This window comes from Burkholderia sp. AU6039 (genome assembly GCF_002223365.1).
Classification (GTDB): domain Bacteria; phylum Pseudomonadota; class Gammaproteobacteria; order Burkholderiales; family Burkholderiaceae; genus Burkholderia.
Genome location: NZ_NKFK01000006.1, coordinates 159,693 through 174,048, shown reverse-complemented (window position 1 = coordinate 174,048; position 14,356 = coordinate 159,693). Strand labels below are relative to the sequence as shown.

The 14,356-nt window shown below is 69.4% G+C and carries 15 protein-coding genes; 8 read left to right on the top strand and 7 right to left on the bottom strand.

Going from position 1 to position 14,356, the window contains the following annotated elements:
* The first annotated feature begins 139 nt into the window (after positions 1–139).
* A complete protein-coding gene (locus CFB39_RS31100) occupies positions 140–1,210 on the top strand; it encodes an MBL fold metallo-hydrolase (protein ID WP_089428891.1) in 1,071 nt (356 codons plus the stop codon).
* 126 nt (positions 1,211–1,336) lie between these two features.
* Positions 1,337–1,996 (top strand): glutathione S-transferase family protein, encoded by a 660-nt coding sequence (locus CFB39_RS31095; RefSeq protein WP_089428892.1) that lies wholly within the window; start codon positions 1,337–1,339, stop codon positions 1,994–1,996.
* Positions 1,997–2,096: 100 nt separating this feature from the next.
* On the opposite strand, the gene CFB39_RS31090 is transcribed toward CFB39_RS31095, so the two are convergent.
* Positions 2,097–2,789: a phosphatase PAP2 family protein gene (locus CFB39_RS31090; RefSeq protein WP_089475826.1), complete on the bottom strand. Its 693-nt coding sequence runs from the start codon at positions 2,787–2,789 to the stop codon at positions 2,097–2,099.
* A 430-nt stretch (positions 2,790–3,219) separates the two neighbouring features.
* Positions 3,220–4,461 carry an MFS transporter gene (locus CFB39_RS31085; protein WP_089475825.1) on the bottom strand — a complete coding sequence of 414 codons (1,242 nt, stop codon included), beginning with the start codon at positions 4,459–4,461 and terminating at the stop codon, positions 3,220–3,222.
* Positions 4,462–4,562: 101 nt separating this feature from the next.
* On the opposite strand from CFB39_RS31085, the gene CFB39_RS31080 reads away from it, so the two are divergent.
* Positions 4,563–5,546 (top strand): LysR family transcriptional regulator, encoded by a 984-nt coding sequence (locus tag CFB39_RS31080; RefSeq protein WP_089475824.1) that lies wholly within the window; start codon positions 4,563–4,565, stop codon positions 5,544–5,546.
* A 53-nt stretch (positions 5,547–5,599) separates the two neighbouring features.
* On the opposite strand, the gene CFB39_RS31075 is transcribed toward CFB39_RS31080, so the two are convergent.
* A complete protein-coding gene (locus tag CFB39_RS31075; protein ID WP_089475823.1) occupies positions 5,600–6,238 on the bottom strand; it encodes a 2-hydroxychromene-2-carboxylate isomerase in 639 nt (212 codons plus the stop codon).
* A 141-nt stretch (positions 6,239–6,379) separates the two neighbouring features.
* Positions 6,380–7,201: an IclR family transcriptional regulator gene (locus CFB39_RS31070; RefSeq protein ID WP_089475822.1), complete on the bottom strand. Its 822-nt coding sequence runs from the start codon at positions 7,199–7,201 to the stop codon at positions 6,380–6,382.
* Between the two features lie 172 nt (positions 7,202–7,373).
* Here CFB39_RS31070 and CFB39_RS31065 point away from each other — a divergent pair, with 172 nt between their 5' ends.
* From CFB39_RS31065 to CFB39_RS31050, 4 genes are all read left to right on the top strand, one after another.
* Positions 7,374–8,360 (top strand): hydroxymethylglutaryl-CoA lyase, encoded by a 987-nt coding sequence (locus CFB39_RS31065; protein ID WP_089475821.1) that lies wholly within the window; start codon positions 7,374–7,376, stop codon positions 8,358–8,360.
* A complete protein-coding gene (locus CFB39_RS31060; protein ID WP_089475820.1) occupies positions 8,357–9,637 on the top strand; it encodes a CaiB/BaiF CoA-transferase family protein in 1,281 nt (426 codons plus the stop codon). Before CFB39_RS31065 ends, CFB39_RS31060 begins: the two co-directional genes overlap by 4 nt.
* 82 nt (positions 9,638–9,719) lie before the next feature.
* Positions 9,720–11,027 carry an MFS transporter gene (locus CFB39_RS31055; protein ID WP_089475819.1) on the top strand — a complete coding sequence of 436 codons (1,308 nt, stop codon included), beginning with the start codon at positions 9,720–9,722 and terminating at the stop codon, positions 11,025–11,027.
* 1 nt (position 11,028) lies between these two features.
* Positions 11,029–12,159, top strand: a complete 1,131-nt coding sequence (locus CFB39_RS31050; protein WP_089475818.1) for an amidohydrolase — start codon at positions 11,029–11,031, stop codon at positions 12,157–12,159.
* A gap of 28 nt (positions 12,160–12,187) precedes the next feature.
* On the opposite strand, the gene CFB39_RS31045 is transcribed toward CFB39_RS31050, so the two are convergent.
* From CFB39_RS31045 to CFB39_RS31035, 3 genes are all read right to left on the bottom strand, one after another.
* On the bottom strand, positions 12,188–12,664 hold the full coding sequence (locus CFB39_RS31045; RefSeq protein ID WP_089475817.1) for an SRPBCC family protein: 477 nt from the start codon (positions 12,662–12,664) through the stop codon (positions 12,188–12,190).
* Between the two features lie 124 nt (positions 12,665–12,788).
* Entirely contained in the window at positions 12,789–13,274 is a 486-nt protein-coding gene (locus tag CFB39_RS31040) for an SRPBCC family protein (RefSeq protein ID WP_089475816.1), read from the bottom strand.
* Positions 13,246–13,611 carry a helix-turn-helix transcriptional regulator gene (locus CFB39_RS31035; protein WP_089475815.1) on the bottom strand — a complete coding sequence of 122 codons (366 nt, stop codon included), beginning with the start codon at positions 13,609–13,611 and terminating at the stop codon, positions 13,246–13,248. The genes CFB39_RS31040 and CFB39_RS31035 overlap by 29 nt, the downstream gene beginning before the upstream one ends.
* Positions 13,612–13,816: 205 nt before the next feature.
* On the opposite strand from CFB39_RS31035, the gene CFB39_RS31030 reads away from it, so the two are divergent.
* Positions 13,817–14,347 (top strand): GNAT family N-acetyltransferase, encoded by a 531-nt coding sequence (locus CFB39_RS31030; RefSeq protein WP_089475814.1) that lies wholly within the window; start codon positions 13,817–13,819, stop codon positions 14,345–14,347.
* Positions 14,348–14,356 lie beyond the last annotated feature (9 nt).

The window sequence follows — 14,356 nt, the reverse complement described above, 5'->3', positions numbered from 1 at the left end:
CGCACCGTGCCGGCCGGATGCCGGCGATGCCGGACCACGACGAGGCGGCCCGCGCGACAGCGATAGTCGCGGCGCGGGCCGGACGACAGCATCAGGTACGCATCGAACAAGCCTAAACCAGCGACGGAGCGACTTCGCGATGATCTTCCGGCAACTCTTCGACCCGCAATCGTCGACGTACACGTACCTGCTCGCCGACAGCGCGTCGCGCGAAGCGGTGCTGATCGATCCCGTGTTCGAGCAGGTGCGCCGTGACGCGGCGTTGCTCGACGAGCTCGGGCTGCGGCTCGTCGCGACCGTCGACACGCACGTGCACGCCGACCACGTGACGGGCGCGTGGCTGCTGAAGCAGCGCACGGGCAGCACGATCGCGATCTCGGCCGCGAGCGGCGCGCAGGGCGCCGACCGCTACCTGAACGACGGCGACCGCTGCGCGTTCGGCGCGCGCTACCTGACCGTGCGCGCGACGCCTGGCCACACGAGCGGCTGCATCAGCCTCGTGCTCGACGACGAATCGATGGCGTTCACCGGCGATTGCCTGCTGATCCGCGGCACGGGCCGCACCGACTTCCAGCAGGGCGACCCGCGCGCGCTGTATCGCGCGGTGCACGGCCGGCTCTTCACGCTGCCGGCCGCGTGCCTGCTGTATCCGGCGCACGACTATCGCGGGCTCACGGTGACGAGCGTCGGCGAGGAGCGGCGCTTCAATCCGCGTCTCGGTGGCGACCTGAGCGAAGACGATTTCGCGGGCTACATGCGCAACCTCGGGCTCGCGCATCCGCGCCAGATCGACGTCGCGGTGCCGGCGAACCTGCAGTGCGGCGTCGCCGCGAATGCGCCCGATGTACAGGCCGCGCCCGACTGGGCGCCGCTCGTCTATACGTTCGCCGGCTTCTGGGAAATCGATCCGCAATGGCTCGAGGATCATCTGCCGGCGGTGCAGGTCGTCGACGTGCGCGAGCCGGACGAATTCACCGGCCCGCTCGGCCACCTGCCCGGCGCGACGCCGATTCCGCTCGGCGAACTGGCCGCGCGCGCCGGCGAGATCGCGCGCGACCGCCCGGTCGTGACCGTGTGCCGCGCCGGGGGGCGCTCCGCGCAGGCGACCGTCATTCTGCTGAAGGCCGGTTTCGACACGGTGGCGAATCTCGGTGGCGGGATGCTGCGCTGGCGTGCCGAGGGGCGCGTCGTGATGGACGGCCGGTCGTAACGCTCCGAGTCGCACGACAAAATAAATTCCGACTCGCTGTCGAAACGGGCGCGTGCCGTTCGTCGTCAAGGTATCCGATCACGTGGCGCCGCATCACGCGGCGCCGAAACCCTGAGAGACCGCACGATGATGCCGACGCTCTACGCCCATCCTTTTTCGTCCTACTGCCAGAAGGTGCTGACCGCGCTGTACGAGAACGGCACGCCGTTCGCGTATCGCGTGCTCGCGCACGACGATCCGAAGCCGATGCAGGAGCTGGCCGCGCTGTGGCCGCTGAAACGCTTTCCGGTGCTCGTCGATGCCGGCCGCACGGTGATCGAGGCGTCGATCATCATCGAGTATCTCGGGCTGAACCATCCTGGCCCCGTGCGCCTGCTGCCCGATGACCCGCACGCGGCGCTCGAGGTGCGGACGATGGATCGCTTCTTCGACAACTACGTGTCGACGCCGCAGCAGAAGGTCGTGTTCGACGCGCTGCGGCCGGAGGCGGAGCGCGATGCGCGCGGGGTGGCCGATGCGCGGGCGATGCTGGAGACGTCGTACGCATGGCTGGACAAGAAGATGGCCGATCGCGAATGGGCGGCCGGCGACCGCTTCAGCCTCGCCGACTGCGGCGCGGCGCCGTTCCTGTTCTACGCGGACTGGACGCACCGGATCGATCCGTCGTTCGCGAACGTGCTGGCGTATCGCCGGCGTCTGCTGGCGCGGCCGTCGTTCGCGCGCGCGGTCGACGAGGCGCGGCCGTTTCGCCCGTTCTTTCCGCTGGGTGCGCCTGATCGCGACTGATCGGCGCGGGCGATGCGCGGCGCGCCGCCACTGCGCATGGCCGGCAGCGCGTGCCGGGGCGGCGGAACGTAAGCAGCGGCAGCATCGCGGCGTCTCTCCGTCACATCGTGTGGGTGGCCGACTGCGCGAGCGTCAGCAGTTCGTCGAACTGCGTGATCAGCTCGAAGCACAGCAGGAACGCGAGCGTATAGGCGGGCGCGGGGAAGCGCTGGATCATCGCGAGCACCTGCGGCGCGAAGCGCGAGCGGATCGCATCGCGCGTCAGCAGCCACGCGAGCGCGATGCCGATCGCGGCGCCCGCGATCAGGTCGGTCGGATAGTGAAAGCCGAGATACGCGCGCGGCACGCAGATGAACACGACCGCATACAGCAGCGCGAACACGCCGACGCGGCGCGCGATGATGAAGATGCCGGTGGCGATCGCCATCCACAGCATCGCGTGATCGCTCGGAAACGAACTCCATGCCTGCAGCGTGGCCGCGCGGAGTCCCGCCGACGGAAAGTGCAGGTGCAGGTCGGGGTTGTAGATCGGCCGCACGCGGAACGGCAACACCTGCGCGAGCAGCCGGCCGAACGCGAGCGCGACGAGCCCGCTCGCGATCGTCGCGACGACCAGTTCGCGCTGCCGCTCGCGGTTCGGGCCGGGCTGGAACCACAGCCAGCACAGCACGGGAATGAGCACGAAGCCCTTGAACGTGTACAGGCCCGCGATCACGCGGATCGCGTGATTCATCAGCGGGCCGAACGTGATGTGGGTGAGGAAGGTCTGGATCGTGGTGTCGAAATCGTTCATGTTCTGTGCGACCCGGGCGGACGCTCAGCGCATGACATGCGGCCGGCAGGATCGAAAAGCGCGCTCGTACCGGAGCGCAACGGGGGGCAAGTATGTCACCCGATATTTCGAAGAAAATGCGAAAAAATACCGGGAATCCCCTGATAAAACGGGGCTGTGCGGTGGGGCCGGATGGGCGAGCGCCACGTGGCGGGGCGCATCGAATCGTCCGACGTTTTCGCATCGATGCACACGGTCGTCGGAAAAATAATCGGTTGAACTGGACATTCGTTCGACCGGGTGCGGACCTTGCGCCGGATGGGGGCTTTTCGTGCCGAATGCGCACGAATCGGCTGGACTGCGCCGCGTCAGGCGTGCGCCGATCGAAAATAAAAGAAAAGGCGGGCAAGCCCTCGTGGGCCTGCCCGCCTTGTGCGTGCGATGCGGAATTTCAGCGGCGCCAGATCCGCACGGCGAGCGCGGCGAGCGACGTCACGACGGCCAGCCCGGTCACCGCATTCCAGCCCAGTTGCGCGAGCAACAAACTGCCGATCGCGGCGCCGGCCGCCATCCCGATGAACATGCCGACGAACAGCACCGCGTTGAGGCGGCTGCGCGACGCGGGGTCGATCCGGTAGACGATTGCCTGGTGTGCGATCAGCGTGGCCTGCACGCCGAGATCGAAGCCGATCGTCGCGACCGCGAGCAGCACGAGCTGGGCATGCGCCGACATCAACGGTGCGGCGGCCATCGACGCGAACGACACCGTCGCGATGCCGATGCCGAGGCGCGTGACGCGTTCGGGGCCGTGATGGTCGGCCAGGCGCCCGGCAATCGGCGCGGCCAGCGCACCAGCCGCACCTGCGAGCCCGAACGCGCCCGCGGCCGCGCTGCCGAGGTGGAACGGTGCGCCGTGCAGCATCACCGCGAGCGTCGACCAGAACGCGCTGAACCCGACGGCCAGCAGCCCCTGCGCGAGGGCGGCGCGGCGCAGCGCCGGATGCTGGCGCCACAACTGGCCGAGCGAGCCGATCAGTGCGCGATACGGCAGGCGCGTGGTCGGCTCGAAGTGCGGCAGCCCGCGCGCGGCCACGACGCCGATCACGGCGACGCTGACGGCCGCGAGCGCGAACATCGCGCGCCAGCCGGCCGTTTCGGCGACGAATCCGGCTACGACCCGCGACAGCAGGATGCCCAGCAGCAGCCCCGTCATCACCGTGCCGACGATGCGGCCGCGATGCGCGTCGTGAGCGAGCGTCGCGGCGGCCGGTACGACGTCCTGCGCCATCGTCGCCGCGAGGCCGATCGCGAAGCTCGCCGCGAGCAGCAGCCCGAGCGACGGCGCGATGGCGGCGAGCAGCAGCGCGACGACCAGCGTCGCGGCCTTGGTCACGATCACGCGGCGGCGGTCGAAGCGGTCGCCGAGCGGCGCGAGCAGCAGGATGCCGAGCGCATAGCCGAGCTGCGTGAGCGTCGGCACGAAGCCGATCGCGCGTGCCGACGCGCCGAGATCGGGCCCGAGCGCGCCGAGCATCGGCTGCGCGTAGTAGAGCGGCGCGACCCCGAGGCCGGCGGCGGCCGCGAGCAGCAGCACGAGCCGGCGATCGGGCATCGAATGGGCGGCCGGCTGGGCCGGGGCGTGAGCGGCGTAGGCGGCGCGGGGCGCGGCATCGAGACGGGACGGAGTGGACATGGCGTGCATCCTGGTTGCGATGAAGGAATGGACGCGAGTGTGGCGGCATGCGGCCAGCCACGGTAGTGCCGCCCTGCGCAGATTTGTTATACGCTCCACGAATGACCGAAAAATCTCCGTTCTCTCCTGCTGCTGGCGGGTCTCCGCGCATTCAGTCGGTGCCGGTGGACGGCGCCGGCTATCGTTTCGAGCTGATGGAAACCTTCGTGCGCATAGTCGAGGCTGGCAGCCTGTCGGCCGCGGCCGCGCAACTGCATACGACGCAGCCGACGATCAGCCGGCGGCTGCAGGCGCTCGAGCGCTCGCTCGGCATGCGGCTGCTGCAGCGAACCACGCACACGATGCGGCTGACCGTCGACGGCGAGCGCTGCTTCAAGCGCGCGAAGGAGCTGCTGGCGAACTGGGCGGCTTTCGAGGCCGATCTGCGCGGCGCGCAGGAGGAGCCGGACGGGCTGTTGCGGGTCGCGGTGCCGCACGCGTTCGGCCAGGAGCGTTTCGTCGAGCCGCTCGCGCGGTTCCTGCGCGACTATCCGCGCGTGTCGGTCGAGTGGTTGCTGCAGGACGAGGTGCGGGATTTCGTCGGCAGCGGCATCGATTGCGCGATCCAGGTGGGCGAGCCGACCGATCCGGCCGTGGTCGCGATCCGGCTGTCGAAGGTGCCGCGCTTCGTGGTCGCCGCGCCGTCCGTGCTGAACGGCGCCGACGTGCCGGCCGACCCCGATGCGCTCGCCGCGCTGCCGTGGCTCGCGCTGCGCACGTACTACCGCACGGAGCTGGCGCTCACGCATTCGGTCACGGGCGAGACGCGACGCATTGCGATGCGCCCGCGCATCACGACCGCGAACCTGTACGCGCTGCGCAGTGCGGCGCTGCTGGGGGTGGGGGCGTGCGTCGGCTCGTCATGGATGCTGGCCGATCACCTCGCGCGCGGCGAGCTCGTGCACCTCGCGCCGGAGTGGCAGGCCGCGCCGCTGCCCGTCTACCTGACCTACCCGCATGCGCAGTTCTATCCGTCGCGGCTCGTGCGGTTCGCCGCGATGATGCGCGAGGCCGTGCCGGGGCTCGTCGAAGGGCGCGACAGCTGACCTCCGACGCGGGATGTGCCGCAAGCGGAGGGCGGCGGGCGGCCGCAGCGGCTTCAGCCGCGCCGGATCCCTTCGGGCAGCGCGCTGATGCGGCGCACCTCGGGCGAATCGAGCCACGCGCGCGACGTCGCGCAGTCGGCGAACATGTCGGTCGCATCCTCGCCCCAGAACAGGTCGCCGTCGAGTGCGAAGGTCGGCACGCCGAATACGCCGTGCGCGATCGCGTCGTCGGTGTTTGCGCGCAGTGCGTCCTTCACCGGCTGGGCGTCGACGGCCGTCACGCCTTCCGGAAAATCGACCGCTTCGCACAGCGCGGCGAAGCCTTCCGGCGTCGACACGTCCTGGCCGTCGCGCCAGATATGCCGGAAGATCCGCCGGATCGCGTCGGGAGAATTGCCCATCGCGATCGCGAGGCGCAGCGGCTTGATCGGATTGAACGGGTGCGCGGGCGGCATCCGGAACGCAATGCCGAGCTTGTCCGCGCGATATTGCGCGTGGCGATAGGTGAAGACGCGTTTCGCCGCGATCTCGGCCGGCGCTTTCTGGCCCCAGTGGGCGAGTAGTGCGCCGAGCACGATGGGCCGCGGCTCGAACGCGGCGGCGGCGGGCAACCGGTCGAATTGTTCCTGCTGCAGGTAGGCGAACGGCGAAACGAAATCGAAATACCAGGTGGCGGTGCGCGCGGCGTTCATGGTGGCGGCCCTCAAGCGTGTCCGGTTGGCGGTGGCTCGCGCGGCATGCCCGCAGGCGGCGCGCGATGCATGCATCGGCGGCCAGTGTCGCACGCGGCTGCCTTTTGCGCTGTTGCGTGGCCAGGCGCGCGCCGCCGCCGGTTACGACGCCGCGTCGCCGTGGTCCGCTGGCGATGCGAGCCGCGCGAGGCTGTCGCGCACGGCCGCTGCGTCGTAGCGTGCACCTGAGCCGCCGAGCGCGACGGTCGCCTTCTGTGCGAACGGCAACAGCATCGCGAGCGCCGCCGCCATGGCCGGTGCGTCGGCGAGCCGCGATTTCGGGCCCGATACGGTCAGCGCGCCGACGCACTCGCCGGCGGCGCCGAACACGGGCACGGATGCCGACGCCGTCTCCGGGTCGCGCTCGCCGTACGACGCGGCCCACAGCTGTTCGCGCACGTCGTGCCATTGCGCATCCTGCATGTCGGTGAACGCCAGCAGCACCTTCCCGGACGCGCCCTGGCGCACCGGAAACTCCTCGCCGACCCGAATCGACACGCGCACTGCACGCGCGGGCTCGACCCGGTACAGCACCGAGCGCATGTCGCCCTGGCGCACGTAGAACGACGCCGTTTCGCCGAGTTCGCGGCTCAGCGTCTCGAGCAGCGGCTCGACCACCGGGCCGACCCGGAACGAACGCTGATACAGCGCGGCGAGCCGCAGCGGCTCGTGTCCGATCGCGTACTGGCCGTCGTCGAGCTTGCGCATGAAGCCGCCATGTTCGAGCGCCGTGAGCAGGCGCAGGATCGTGCTCTTGTACAGCCCGGTGCGGCGCGACAGCTCCGCGAGCGACAGCCGGTCGTCGGTCTGCCCGAACGCCCGGAGGATCGCGAACGCGCGATCGAGAACGGCGACGCCGCTGGACGCTTCTTCGACCGGCGAATCGGGCTCGCTGCCGGGGTGATCGGTTGGTGTTTTGGGCACTGCCTGCTTCCTTCTGAGGATGTTCGATCGACTATATCGTTCTGCCTGACAGAACTCAAGTTCCAAAAAATCGCAATTTCACGGGTATACCCCGCTTACGGCCCATTCGACGCGCGCATAGAGTTCTATCAAACAGAACGATGTTCTTTCAGATAGAACGATGGAGTATCAAATGAGCGTTTCCGAATATCCGAAGGTGCTGGTCAGCGAGGTCGGGCCGCGCGACGGCCTGCAGAGCATCCAGGCCGTGATGCCGACGGCCGGCAAGCTGCGCTGGATCACCGCGCTGGCCGTGGCCGGCCTGCGCGAGATCGAGGTCGGGTCGTTCGTGCCGGCGAAGCTGTTGCCGCAGATGGCCGATGTGCGCGAAGTCGTCGCGCACGCGCTGGCGATTCCCGGGCTGCACGTCGCCGCGCTCGCGCCGAACCTGCGCGGCGCCGAGGGCGCATTCGAGGCCGGCGTGCACAAGCTGACGCTGCCGGTCTCGGTGACGGAAGCGCATTCGCTGGCGAACATCCGCAAGACGCCCGCGCAGATGATCGACGAGGTGCGTGCGATCGTCGCGCTGCGCAATGAGCGGTTTCCATCGGTGCAGATCGAGGCGGGCGTGTCGGTCGCGTTCGGCTGCACGATCGCGGGCGCGGTGAGCGACGACGAGACGATCGCGATGGCGGTGGCGATGGCCGAATGCGGTGTCGACGAGATCGGGCTGTCCGACACGAGCGGCTATGCGAATCCGGCGCAGGTGCGCCGGCTGTTCCTGCGCCTGCAGCGCGAAGTCGGCGACAAGGCCGGCGGCGCGCATTTCCACAACACGCGTGGGCAGGGGCTCGCGAACGTCGTCGCGGCGCTCGACGCGGGCGTGACGACGATCGACGCGAGCCAGGGCGGCCTCGGCGGTTGCCCGTATGCGCCGGGCGCGACCGGCAACATCGTCACCGAGGATCTCGTGTTCCTGCTCGAGGCGATGGGATTCGACACGGGTATCGACGTCGACGCGCTGCTCGCCGCGCGCGCGATCCTGCACGCGGCGCTGCCGGCCGAGGCGTTGTACGGCCATGTGCCGGACGCCGGGTTGCCGAAGGGCTTCCGTTACGCGGACGGCCGCGCTCCGAGCGCGGTGCAACCGGAAGGATGCCTGACGGGAGTCGCGCAATGAACGACCACCAACCGGCTTCGACGCTGCCGTACGCAGGCACGCGCGTGATCGAGATGACGCACATGGTGATGGGCCCGACCTGCGGAATGCTGCTCGCGGATCTCGGCGCGGAGGTCATCAAGATCGAGCCGATCGCGGGCGACAGCACGCGCGCGCTGCGCGGTTCCGGCGCGGGCTTCTTCGGGATGTTCAACCGCAACAAGAAGAGCCTTGCCGTCGACGTGAAGGATCCCCGCGGGCTGGAGATCGTGCTGCGGCTCGTCGCGACCGCGGACGTGTTCAGCGAGAACTTCAAGAGCGGCACGATGGACCGGCTCGGCCTGGGCTATCCGGCGCTCTTCTCGCTGAATCCGCGCCTCGTGTACGTATCGCACAAGGGCTTCCTGCCGGGGCCGTACGAGCATCGCACCGCGCTCGACGAAGTGGTGCAGATGATGGGCGGCCTCGCATACATGACGGGCCCGGAAGGGCGGCCGCTGCGCGCGGGGGCGAGCGTGAACGACATCATGGGCGGCATGTTCGGCGCGATCGGCGCGATGGCCGCGCTCGCGCAGCGCGAACGCACCGGCCGCGGCCAGCAGGTGCAGAGTTCGCTGTTCGAGAACAACGTGTTCCTCGTCGCGCAGCACATGATGCAGTTCGCGGTGACCGGGCAGGCCGCATCGCCGATGCCGAGCCGGATTTCCGCGTGGGCCGTCTACGACGTGTTTTCAGTCAAGGATGACGAACAGATCTTTCTCGCGGTCGTATCGGACACGCAGTGGGCGCTGTTCTGCGATGCGTTCGGCCTGGCCGCGCTGAAGGACGATCCGCGCGTCGCGACCAACAACCTGCGCGTGCAGGCGCGTGAGTGGCTGCTGCCCGAATTGCGCGCGCGGCTCACGCCGTATTCGGCCGCGGAGATCGGCGCGATCTTCGAATCGAACGGCCTGCCGTACGCGCCGATCACGAAACCGCAGGACCTGTTCGACGATCCGCACCTGCTCGCCACGGGCGGCCTCGAGGCCGTGACGTTGCCGGCCGACGCGAGCAGCGCCGGGCGGCCGGTCGACACGCGCACCGCGCTGCTGCCGCTGACGCTTGCCGGCGAACGCCTGAGGCTGCGCGCGGCACCGCCCGCACTCGGCCAGGACACGCGCGCGCTGCTCGGCGAGCTCGGCTACACGCCGGACGATGCGCGTGCGCTGATCGAAGCCGGTGTCGTCGCGGGCCAGCATGGCGCGGACGATGCGGCGCCGGGCGGCGCGCCGTCACCGAACGAACTGGCGAGCGCGTAGCGCGGCCGCGATTCAACGAACGAACAAAGGCGTCCCGGCCGTGCCACGCACGGGCGCGGCCGCCCCATCCACGGAGACAACCATGACATCCGCTTCCCCGGCACTGGCCGACGATCGCGAGACCGACGCGTCGCTCGAGCAACGGGCCGTGCGCAAGGCCGCGTGGCGCTTCATTCCGCTGCTCGCGCTCGCGTACTTCTTCAACTACCTGGACCGCACGAGCGTCGGCTTCGCGGCGCTCACGATGAACCGCGATCTCGGCCTGACCGCGACGCAGTTCGGCTGGGGCGCGGGGATCATGTTCGCCGGCTACTGCTTGTTCGAGGTGCCGAGCAATCTCGCGCTGTACCGTTTCGGCGCGCGGCGCTGGCTTGCCCGCATCATGATCACGTGGGGGCTGATGGCGGCCGCGACCGCGCTCGCGACCGGGCCGACGAGTTTCTACGCGATCCGGCTGCTGCTCGGCATCGGCGAAGCCGGATTCTTTCCGGGCGTGATCTTCTTCCTTGCCGTGTGGTTTCCGGCGAGCTACCGCACACGCGTGCTGGCGTGGTTCACCGTGTCGACGCCGCTGTCGTCGCTGATCGGCGGTCCGTTGTCGACGTGGCTGCTGCAGCTCGACGGCGTGCTCGGGCTGGCCGGCTGGAAGTGGATGTTCATCGTCGAAGGGCTCCCGGCGTGCGCGCTCGGTTTTCTCGTGCTGAAGCTGCTGTCCGATTCGCCGGCGCATGCTGCGTGGCTGTCGGACGACGAGCGTGCGGCGCTGCAGCGTGCGTTCGAGCGCGACGGCGCGGCCGCCGGCCGCAAGAAGCGCTTCGGCGTCGCGCTGCGCGACGTGCGCGTGTACCTGCTCGCGCTGATCTCGTTCGGCTTCACGATGGGGTCCTACGGGATCGGCATCTGGCTGCCGCAGATGCTGAAGGCGCACGGCATGTCGACGATGCAGACGGGCTGGCTGTCCGCGGTGCCGTACTTCTTCGCGACCGTCGCACTGCTGTGGTGGGCGAAGCGCGTGGACCGGCGCGGCGGCCCCATCGCGAACCTGGCGATCGGGCTGTTCATCGGCGCGGTGGCGCTCGGCGTGTCGACGCACTTCCTGACGCTCGGGCCGGCACTCGTCGGCATCACGCTCGCGCTGATCGGCACGATCGCCGGCCGCACGATCTTCTACACGCTGCCGTCGCGCTTCCTGTCCGGCCAGGCCGCGGCCGGCGGGCTCGCGTTGATCAACTCGATCGGCGCGCTCGGCGGCTTCGCGGGCCCTTATCTCGTCGGCTACCTGAAGGACAGCTTCGGCACCTTCACCGCCGGCATGCTCGGCCTCGCGATCGTGCTGGCGATCACGACGCTGCTCACGCTGTCGCTGGTTGCATTCGACCGGAGCGAATGACATGGACACCACGATGTCGATCAAGCGACGCCGGCTGCTCGGCGCGGCCGCCGCATCGCTCGCGCTGCCCGCGTTCACCAAGGCGCGCGCGGCCACCCAGGAAGGAGTTTCCCGCATGACGACGCAAAGCAACTATCTCGCGGTCCGCCCCGACTGGCTCGCGTCGGCGCTCGAACCCGCGCTCGAGCCCGACTTGCCGATCGTCGACGCGCATCATCATTTCTATGAGCGGCCGGGCTGGATCTACATGCTCGACGACTATCTGCAGGATGCGCGCTCGGGCCACAACATCCAGGCGTCCGTCTACATGCAGGCGCAGACGCGCTATCGCGACTCGGGCCCGGCCGAACTGAAACCGGTGGGCGAGACGGCCTACGTCGCGGGCGTGACCGAGCCGCTGCAGCACGGCCCGGTGGCGGTCGCGAAAGGCATCGTCGGCCACGCGGACCTGCGCCTCGGCGAACGCGTGCGCGAGGTGCTCGAAGCGCATCTCGAAGCCGGTCGCGGGCGCTTCCGCGGGGTGCGTCACCTGACGACCTGGGACGCCGATCCGACGCTCGCCAATCCGCTGTCGGCGGTGCCGCGCGGGCTGCTGCTCGATCCCGCGTACCGGGCGGGCGTCGCGCAGCTCGCGCCGCTCGGGCTTTCGTATGACGCGTGGCTGTTCTTTCCGCAGCTGCCCGAACTGTTCGAGCTGGCGAAGGCGAACCCCGATACGCGCGTCATCGTCAATCACTGCGGCGGTGTCGTGCGGATCGCCAGTTATGCCGACAAGCGGCCGGAAGTGTTCGAGCGCTGGTCGGCGTCGATGCGTACGCTCGCGCAACTGCCGAACGTGTACGTGAAGGTCGGCGGGCTCGGGATGCGCATCAACGGTTTCGATTTCGAGAAGGGCGAACGGCCGCCGTCTTCCGTGCAGCTCGCCGACACGTGGAAGCCGTGGATGATGACCTGCATCGACGCGTTCGGCCCCGGGCGCTGCATGTTCGAGAGCAATTTCCCGGTCGACAAGGGCTCGTATTCGTTCGTGAACGGCTGGAATGCGTTCAAGCGGCTGACCGCGCAGGCGAGCCCGGACGAGCGCGACGCGCTGTTCCGCGGCACGGTCACGCACGCTTACCGGCTCGGCTGACGCGCGCCGCGACGGGCCCGGCGCTTGCTTACCCGGCCTCCACCAGCGCCGCGAGCCGCGCCAGCGCCATCTGCCAGCCGGTCTCGTTGTCGGCGGCCGGCACGCCCGGCGGCACCCCATCGTGCACCGCGTCCACGCGCGTGCCGCCCGCTTCGTCGGACAGCGTGATCGTGATCGTCATGGCGCCGCGCAGCATCGGGTCGTCGGTCTCGAACACGTCGATCTCGACGATCTGCTCGTCCGGCACGAGCGTGACGAAGCGGCCGTGATAGGTATCGGTGTGCGCGGTGGTCTTGCCGGTGCCGGCCGAAGGCGCTTCATAGCTCAGCGATACCCGCAGCGCACCGCCTTCGCGCGCGTCGTACGCGTGCACACGGCACGTCATGCCGTCGGGCACCTTCCATTGCTCGACCGCGTGCGGATCGAGGAGGGCGCGGTAGACGCGGCCGCGCGGGGCGTTCAGGTGCCGGCTGACCCGGGTCGAATGCGTGTGCGTGTGCAACATGTGGCCTCCCGCGGAGTGCGCACGACGGTGCACGCCGGCGGCCGGCGTGTCGTCATGCTTCCTTCAGGAATCCTAGGCGCGCGAGCGGCGGCATGCAATGACCGCACACGCGGCCGCGGCCGGCTCAGCGCAATGCGGCCGCGAATTCGTCGAGCTGCGTGATGCAGGTGTTCCAGCCCTCGAAGAAGCCGAGCGCTTCGTGGCGCTCGCGCGTGGCGGCGTCCGGATGCATCACGCGCGCTTCGTAACGGCTGCCCGCATCGTCGTCGGCCATCGTGATGATCGCGGTGAAGCCCATCCACGGCGCCTGCGGCCGCCAGCCGCCCGTGAGCATCGACGTGAACGCGATGCGCGATTCGGGCACGATCTCGAGGAAGCAGCCGGGATTGTCGCTGGTGCCGCCATCGGGGCCGCGCATGTACGTGTGGAAGGCGCCGCCCGGCCGCAGGTCGAACGCGCGCACTTCGGTGGTCCACGGTTTCGGGCACCACCATTGCTTCAGCAGTTCGGGGTCGGTCCATGCACGCCACAGCGCGTGGCGCGGCGCACGCAGCGTGCGCGTGATGACGAGATCGTGGGTTTCAACGGGGTCGACGGGGCTGGCTGACATCTTGCTCCTCCTGGTGACGGCGTTCGACGAATTCGACGAGACGATCGGATCGGGCTTCCCACAGTGCGCGCTGCTCGGCGAGCCATGCCTCGGCTTCGGTCAGCCGGCTGCCGACCAGCGTGCAGGTGCGCGAGCGGCCGGCCTTGTGGGTCTGGACGAGACCGCTGCGCTCGAGCACGGCGACGTGCTTCATGAACGACGGCAGTGCCATGTCGAACGGTTCGGCCAGCGCGGAGACGGTCCGTTCGCCGTGGCCGAGCATGCTGATGATCGCGCAGCGCGTCGGATCGGCGAGGGCGTGGAAAACGTCGCTGATGCCGGGTTGAAAGTTAGCCATGTGGCTAAGTATAGGGGAGGCGAACGGCGATGCAACGGAAATTTTCGTCGCGTAGGATGATGGGGCGGTAACACGCGCCGGCCGGGTGCGGCGTTGCCGCGCGCCTGTCGCCGTTGCGCGAGCCGCGACGGCCTGCCGGTGTTTTCTTCCCATCCGGCCGCACGCCGAACCCGCGTGTGCGACCCAACTGACTACCGGAGTTGGCATGACCGAATCCGTTACCGTCCGCCGCGTCGGCGCGGGCGAAGCGAAGCGCTGTGTCGAAGCACTGGCCGACGTGTTGATCGATTGCGTCGAGGGCGGCGCGTCCGTCAGCTTCATGTTGCCGATCGAGCGGGCGACCGCCGTCGCGTTCTGGACGAATGTCGCCGACGGCGTCGCGAACGGCGAGCGCATCCTGCTCGTTGCGGAGGACGCGGCCGGCCGGATCGTCGGCACCGTGCAGGTCGTGACCGCGCAGCCGGAGAACCAGCCGCATCGCGCCGATATCTCGAAGATGCTCGTGTCGCGGCACGCGCGCCGGCAGGGCATCGCCGCGCGGCTGATGGCGGTGGCCGATGCAGCCGCGCGCGACGCGGGCAAGACCGTGCTCGTGCTCGACACCGTGACGGGCGGCGACGCCGAGCGGCTGTACGAGCGGGCCGGCTGGCAGCGTGTCGGTGTCGTGCCGAACTACGCGCTGATGCCCGACGGCACGCTCTGCGCGACGACGTATTTCCACAAGCAGCTCGCGTAACGGCATTCG